This window comes from Bradyrhizobium sp. cir1 (assembly GCF_014198245.1).
GTDB lineage: Bacteria > Pseudomonadota > Alphaproteobacteria > Rhizobiales > Xanthobacteraceae > Bradyrhizobium.
The window spans coordinates 46,649-53,749 of sequence record NZ_JACIHE010000036.1 but is presented as its reverse complement, the minus strand read 5'-3'; the positions used below and the strand labels follow the sequence as shown (position 1 = coordinate 53,749).

The window sequence follows — 7,101 nt, the reverse complement described above, 5'->3', positions numbered from 1 at the left end:
ATCGGCAGCCCAGCTCGGGCGGCCACCCGGGCTGGGCCATTCCTCACGGAACGAGGCCATTCTAATCCAGTGCGCTAAAACAAGGGTGGGCAAAGCGTAAGCGTGCCCACCAAACGCAAATGCGGAGAGAGATCGTGGGCACGGCGCTTTGCGCCTTTGCCCACCCTACGAGAGCGCGGCGCTCAACCCGGGGACTGGCCGTAGTTTGTGAAATCGATCTTGAACATGCCGGGATCGAGCCTCTTGCTCGAATCCAGGTTGTAGACCGCGATCGTGGTGTCGTAGCCCTGCGGGTCGGTGACGGTCCACTGCTTGAGCTGGCCGTCCTTGGCGCCGAACATCAGCAAGAGGCGGCTGGTGCCGACCAGCGCCTGCTTCTCCTCGATGGTGACGCTGACGAAGATGTCATCGGCCGAGACGTTGACGACATTGGTGTCCTTCATCAGGTCGATGCGATCGGACAACAGAAAGCGCAGCGGCGTCTGCGACAGCGGATAGACGTCCTGGGTCGCGAGCTTGCGGTCGCGCACCACGAGGGACGAACCGTCGGCGATGATGTCGATCGGGCTCGGTGCGTCATATTCGAAGCGCACCTTGCCGGGCTTCTGGATGTAGAAATCGCCCTGCGTCTTGCTGCCGTCGGGGCCGACCTGGACGAAATTCCCGACCAGCGTCTGCAGCGAGGACAGATAGGCGCTGACCTTGGCCGCCTGCGCCTTCTGGTTGGCGTCGAAGGTCTGGAAAATGCTGCTCGGCACGTTGCGGCGCGGGTCCGGAATGACCGGGTTCGGCGGCGCCTGCGTCGCGCCGGTGACAGCCGGTCCCCCGGCGGAGGTGCCGCCGTCGCGCCCCTTCGGCGCAGGCTTCGGCACCGGCACGGTCTGCGCGAACGACGCCGCAGTCACCATCGCGGCGGTGACGAGAAGCACGCCGGCCGCGCGTGCGCTTCGCGCAGCGATGGAGGCAGCGAATCGAATGTCCGGATGTCTGATCAACGCGTCGTCCTGTGTGGCTAAGCGCCTTTTAGCGTGATTTCGGGCAAAAGCAGATAACGATTTCGCGTGAAATTATGGTTTGAGGCGCCTCGCCTCACATATGGCTGTCTTCTTCCTCGACCAGAATCTCGCGCTTGCCGGCGTGGTTGGCGGGACCGACGATGCCTTCCAGTTCCATGCGCTCCATCAGCGATGCGGCGCGGTTATAGCCGATTTGCAGGCGGCGCTGGATGTAGCTGGTCGAGGCCTTGCGATCGCGTTTGACGATCGCAACGGCCTGCTGGAATAAATCGCCGCCGCCATCGCCACCCATGCCGGTGGCGTCGAACACCGCGCCATCCTCGTCCTCGGTCGGCTCTTCGGCCGTGACCGCCTCGAGATATTCCGGCTGGCCCTGCGTCTTGAGGTGACGCACCACCTTCTCGACTTCCTCGTCGGAAGCAAAAGGTCCGTGCACGCGGCTGATTCGGCCGCCGCCGGCCATGTAGAGCATGTCGCCCTGGCCGAGCAACTGCTCGGCGCCCATCTCGCCGAGGATGGTGCGGCTGTCGATCTTGGACGTGACCTGGAAGGCGATGCGGGTCGGGAAGTTCGCCTTGATTGTGCCGGTGATAACGTCGACCGACGGACGCTGCGTCGCCAGGATCACGTGCAGGCCGGCGGCGCGCGCCATCTGCGCGAGGCGCTGCACCGCGCCTTCGATGTCTTTGCCGGCGACCATCATCAGGTCGGCCATTTCGTCGACGATGATGACGATGTAGGGCAGCGGGTCGAGCGAGAGCTTTTCTTCCTCGTAGATCGCCTTGCCGGTCTCCTTGTCGAAGCCGGTGTGCACCGTGCGCGTCGGCTCCTCGCCCTTGGCCTTCAACTCGAGCAGGCGCGTGTTGTAACCGTCGATGTTGCGCACACCGAGCTTGGCCATGTTCTTGTAGCGCTCTTCCATCTCGCGCACCGCCCATTTCAGCGCGACCACCGCCTTCTTCGGGTCGGTCACGACAGGCGTGAGCAGATGGGGAATGCCGTCATAGACAGAGAGTTCGAGCATCTTCGGATCGACCATGATCAACCGGCACTGGTCCGGGCGCAGCCGGTAGACCAGGCTGAGGATCATGGTGTTGATGGCGACCGATTTACCGGAGCCGGTGGTGCCGGCGATCAGCATGTGCGGCGTGCGCGCGAGGTCGATGATGACAGGGTCGCCGCCGATGGTCTTGCCGAGGCAGAGCGGCAGTTTTGCCACCGTGTCGGTGGCTTCCTTCGCCACCAGCAATTCGCGCAAGTAAACCTTTTCGCGATGCGCGTTGGGCAGCTCGATGCCGATCGCGTTGCGGCCGGGCACGACGGCGACGCGCGCCGACAGCGCGCTCATCGAGCGGGCGATGTCGTCGGCAAGTCCGATCACCCGCGAGGACTTGATGCCGGGCGCCGGCTCCAGCTCGTACAGCGTGACGACAGGGCCCGGATTGGCCTTCACGATCTCGCCGCGCACGCCGAAATCCTGCAGCACGCCTTCGAGCGAACGCGAATTGGTCTCCAGCTCGGCCTTGCTGAGCGGCTGACGATCGCCAGCCTTCGGCGCGGCCAGCATCGAGACGGAGGGAAGATCGAACTTGTCGGAGGATTTCTTGGCCGCAGCCTTCGGCGCCGCCTTCTTGCGCGGGGCGCGCGCAGCGGGCTCCTCCTCTTCCTCCTCCTCGTCTTCCGCCTCTTCTTCGTGCTCGTCCTCGTAGTCCTCGTTCTCGGCCTGCGGCGAGATCGAGGGCGCGGCGCGACCGCCGCCGAGATTTGGCTCCTGGCGGCTGAACGCAACGGCCTTGGTCTTCGGTCCGCTCGAGACCAGCGAGCGATAGGCAGCGCCAAGCAGCCAGATCAGCCTTGCCTTCGTGCTCATCAGCGCATGGAACAGCCAGCCCAGCGACACCGAGCCGCGATCGCTCTCCTCGTCCTCGTCGAGCGGCTTGTCGTCGTCCGCGATCTCGGCGAGCTCGTCGTCGTGCTCGCGTGCGCCGAGGCCGCAGGCGATCAGGAAGGTCGCGGCCATCGCGGCGAACAGGATCGTGCCGAGGATCATGCGATAGATCGTGCCCGGTGGTCCGAAGATCACCGCGGGCGCGCGCACCAGGGCATCGCCGACCACGCCGCCGAGTCCGGTCGGCAGCGGCCAGGCGCCGCCATGGGGCCAGCAGCTGACGAAGCCCGCCGCGATCACCGTGCAGAGGATCCAGGAGCCGAGCCGCAGCGCCTCGCGATCGAACGGGCGATGCGTCATCATGCGCCAGCCCCAGACCGCGACGGTCAGCACCAGCATGATCGCGCCGAGCCCGAGGATCTGCATCGCAAGGTCGGCGCCGATCGCGCCGGCATAGCCGAGGATGTTGCGGATCGGCCGCGAGGTCGCGTGGCTGAGGCTAGGATCCTGCACCGACCAGGTCATCAGCGCCGCCGAGGCGACGCCCGACAGCGCGATCAGGCCAAGACCGGTGAGCTCGCGCATGCGCCGCGCCAGCCCCTCGCGGATCGAGGGCGGCAGATGGCCGACCAGTGGAATGACACGTTCGATTGCCGACATGCTCATGGGCCCCGCCTAACCCAGAGTTTCGACCATGCGGTGCAGCGCCTGCGCCGTGGTCTCGCCATCCTGCACCAGCGCGAGGCGGATGTAGCCCGCGCCGGGATTGAATCCGTCAGGCTGCCGTCGCGCCAGAAAGCTGCCCGGCACCACGCGCACGCCCGCTTCCTTGAAAAGCTTGAGCGTCACCGACACATCGTCGCCGATCTCGGAGGTGTTCAGCCAGACGCAAAAGCCGCCATCGGGCCGGCGATAGCCGTAACGGTTGCCGATGATCTGGTCGGCAAGATCGAACTTGATCCGGTACAGCCTGCGGTTCTCCTCGACATGCGCCTCATCGCCATAGGCGACGGTCGCGACATGCTGGAGCGGCACCGGCACCTGGGGCGCGGCGATGTTGCGCAGCTCGAGGAACATGCCGATGAACTTCTTGTCGCCCGCGGCGAAGCCGACACGCAGGCCCGGCAGGTTGGAGCGCTTCGACAGCGACTGGAACGCAACCACGCGGGTGAAGTCGGGGCCGGCGCATTCCAGCGCGCTGCCCGGGGCTTCGCGGGTGTAGATCTCGGAATAGCACTCGTCGCTGAGGATGACGAAACCATAGCGGTCCGCGAGCTGCTTCAACCGCCTGAAATAGTCGGGCCTCGCGACCGAGCCCTGCGGATTGGCGGGCGAAGCCAGATAGAACGCCACCGTGCGCGCCAGCGTCGCTTCGTCGATGGCGTCGAGATCGGGCAGGAAGCCGTTCTCGACCGTGGTCGGCAGATAGACCGGCTCGCAAGCGGCTGCGCCCGCGCCGGCGCCATAGACCGGATAGAACGGGTTCGGCATCAGGATGGCGGGCTTGCCCGGGCGCGGGCCGACATAGCGCGCGGCCGCGATGGCGGCGAGAAACAGCCCCTCGCGGCTGCCGTTGAGGACGAGAATCTCGGTCTTGGGGTCGAGCGGCCGTGGCAGGTTGAAGCGGGACGACAGCCAGGCGCCGGCAGCGTTGCGGAACGGCTCGGTGCCCTGGTTCATGGGGTAACGGCCGAACTCGGCAATGTGCTTGGCCAGCACCGGGCCGACGAAGTCGGGCACGGGATGCTGGGGTTCGCCGACCGCAAGCGAAATCAAGGGCTTACCCGGTTGATGCGGAGCCAGCAGCTCGTTCAGCCGGACGAAGGGCGAGCGTTCGGAATCAGAGCTTCCACTGGCCTGCGGCGCACGGGATGAAGCGGTCATTGCCATTCTGGACGCCAGCACTCTTGGAACGGCCGGTCGCACCAAGGCGCCGGCGGGAAGCGGTTCAGTTCACCATAGATAGGGCGAGGTTAAGACGCGATTAACCATCGGCCGCCGCCGCCGTCCAGAGCGGGAATAATGGGGCCGGATAACAACGGGATGCATGGCGGTTCTCGCCTCTCCCGCTTGCGGGAGAGGGAATGCACCGCTTTCGTGGGTTGACCCTCACCGCCCCGGCAGCTTCTCGAATGTCTTCATGCCCGCGGGGATCGCGTGGAACTCCTGCATGTCGCAGGTGTAGATCGCCATCTGCGGATGGAATTGCCCCGGCTCATCCAGCGTGCCGACCTTGACGATCGCAGCGGGCAGGCCCGGAACCTTGGTCACCAGATGCGTGCCGCATTCGGCGCAGAACTCGCGCGTGACGGCGCGCGCGAGGTCCTTGCGCGTGAACTGCTTGGGCTGGCCGGTGATGTAGGAGAAGCCGGCGGCCGGCATTGCGATGAAGGTGTTGGGCGCGCCGCCCGTGATGTACTGGCACTCGCGGCAATGACACTGCGCCTGCATCATCGGGTCGCCCTCGGCGACATAGCGCACTTCGCCGCAATAGCATCCGCCTTCCAAACGCATGACGACCTCCCATTTTATTTTCGTTGTGGTCGATATTTCTGCGCCGGCAATCTGGAATGGCAATCCTTTTCTTTGCGCGCTGGGCAAAAAGAATCCTGCAAAAAGAAAGGGGCTCCAACTTGCGCTGGAGCCCCTCAACGGTCGGGGCATTGCCGGGTATGTGCCCAAACCGTAGTTGTGGACGCGGCCCCGAAGAGGCCGCGTCCGGGAGGAGAGTTACATGTTGTAGGCGCGCTCGGTGTGCTCGGTGATGTCGAGGCCTTCACGCTCGCTCTCGACATTGGCGCGGAGGCCAACGATCACATCGACGACCTTGTAGAGGATCGCCGAACCGACGCCCGACCACACCAGCGTGGTGCCGACGGCCTTGAGCTGGGAGATCATCTGCGCCGCGAAGTCGTAATCGGCAACCTTCGGCGGGATCGCGGTGTAGTCGATGATGCCGGCGCCGCCGAGGGCGGGGTTCACGAGGATGCCGGTGCCGATGGCGCCGACGATGCCGCCGATGCAGTGCACGCCGAACACGTCGAGGCTGTCATCGTAGCCGAGCGCGTTCTTCACGACGGTGCAGAAGAACAGGCAGACCACGCCGACCACGAGGCCGAGGACGATCGCACCCATCGGGCCGGCGAAGCCGGCGGCAGGCGTGACAGCCACGAGGCCCGCGACGGCGCCGGAGATGACGCCGAGCACCGACGGATGACCCTTCACGATCCACTCCGCGAACATCCACGACAGCGCGGCGGCTGCGGTGGCGACGAAGGAGTTGGTCATGGCCAGGGCGGCGCCGCCATTGGCTTCGAGGTTGGAGCCGGCGTTGAAGCCGAACCAGCCGACCCAGAGCAGCGAGGCGCCGATCATCGACATGGTCAGCGAGTGCGGGGCCAACAGGTCCTTGCCGTAACCGACGCGCTTGCCGATCAGGAGGGCGCCGACGAGACCTGCGATGCCGGCGTTGATGTGCACCACGGTGCCGCCTGCGAAGTCGATCGCGCCCGCCTTGAAGATCCAGCCGGCGTCGGCATTGATCTCGTCGAGCTTGGCCTGTGCCGCGGTCTTCGCCGCCGCATCACCCGCCGCAGCCAGAGCCTTGGCCGCGTCCTGGATCGCGTCCGGGCCCGGCCAGTACCAGACCATGTGCGCGATCGGGAAGTAGATCAGCGTGACCCAGAGCGGGATGAAGAGAGCGATCGCCGAGAACTTCATGCGCTCGGCGAAGGCGCCGACGATGAGGGCGGGCGTGATCGCCGCGAAGGTCATCTGGAAGCACACATAGACGAGCTCCGAGATGTTGGCGTCGACCGAGAAGGTCGCGGCCTTCGAGTCGGTGGTGACGCCCATCATGAAGGCCTTGGAGAAGCCGCCGATGAAGTCGGAACCGCCGGTGAAGGCGAGACTGTAGCCGTACACGGCCCAGATCACGGTGACGACGCAGACGGTGTAGAACACCTGCATCAGAACGGAGAGCATGTTCTTGGAGCGGACGAGACCGCCGTAGAACAGCGCGAGGCCGGGGATCGTCATCAACAGCACTAGCACTGTCGATGTCAGCATCCAGGCGTTGTCTCCCTTGTTGACCGTTGGCTCGGCGTAGGCTGCGGTCGCAGCGAACAGGCCGACTGCGAGAGCCGCCAATCCCGCGCCATAGGGACGCTTGAACGTCATATTATTTACTCCTGATTG

Annotated in this window: 6 protein-coding genes; 1 reads left to right on the top strand and 5 read right to left on the bottom strand. The window is 65.3% G+C overall.

The genetic code is table 11. The features are described 5' to 3' along the window. Positions 1–182: 182 nt before the first annotated feature. The 4 genes from GGD63_RS37140 to GGD63_RS37125 form a co-directional block, all read right to left on the bottom strand. A complete protein-coding gene (locus GGD63_RS37140) occupies positions 183–908 on the bottom strand; it encodes an outer membrane lipoprotein carrier protein LolA (protein WP_246785808.1) in 726 nt (241 codons plus the stop codon). A gap of 181 nt (positions 909–1,089) precedes the next feature. Then, positions 1,090–3,570: a DNA translocase FtsK gene (locus tag GGD63_RS37135; RefSeq protein WP_183249851.1), complete on the bottom strand. Its 2,481-nt coding sequence runs from the start codon at positions 3,568–3,570 to the stop codon at positions 1,090–1,092. Positions 3,571–3,579: 9 nt separating this feature from the next. Continuing rightward, positions 3,580–4,794 (bottom strand): aminotransferase class I/II-fold pyridoxal phosphate-dependent enzyme, encoded by a 1,215-nt coding sequence (locus GGD63_RS37130; RefSeq protein ID WP_183249850.1) that lies wholly within the window; start codon positions 4,792–4,794, stop codon positions 3,580–3,582. A gap of 219 nt (positions 4,795–5,013) precedes the next feature. Continuing rightward, on the bottom strand, positions 5,014–5,418 hold the full coding sequence (locus tag GGD63_RS37125) for a GFA family protein (RefSeq protein WP_183249848.1): 405 nt from the start codon (positions 5,416–5,418) through the stop codon (positions 5,014–5,016). Here GGD63_RS37125 and GGD63_RS37120 point away from each other — a divergent pair. Beyond that, entirely contained in the window at positions 5,417–5,593 is a 177-nt protein-coding gene (locus GGD63_RS37120) for a hypothetical protein (protein ID WP_183249846.1), read from the top strand. The genes GGD63_RS37125 and GGD63_RS37120 overlap by 2 nt on opposite strands. Positions 5,594–5,634: 41 nt before the next feature. Here the strand turns inward: GGD63_RS37120 and GGD63_RS37115 are convergent, their stop codons facing one another. After that, a complete protein-coding gene (locus GGD63_RS37115) occupies positions 5,635–7,083 on the bottom strand; it encodes an ammonium transporter (protein ID WP_183249843.1) in 1,449 nt (482 codons plus the stop codon). Between the last annotated feature and the right edge of the window lie 18 nt (positions 7,084–7,101).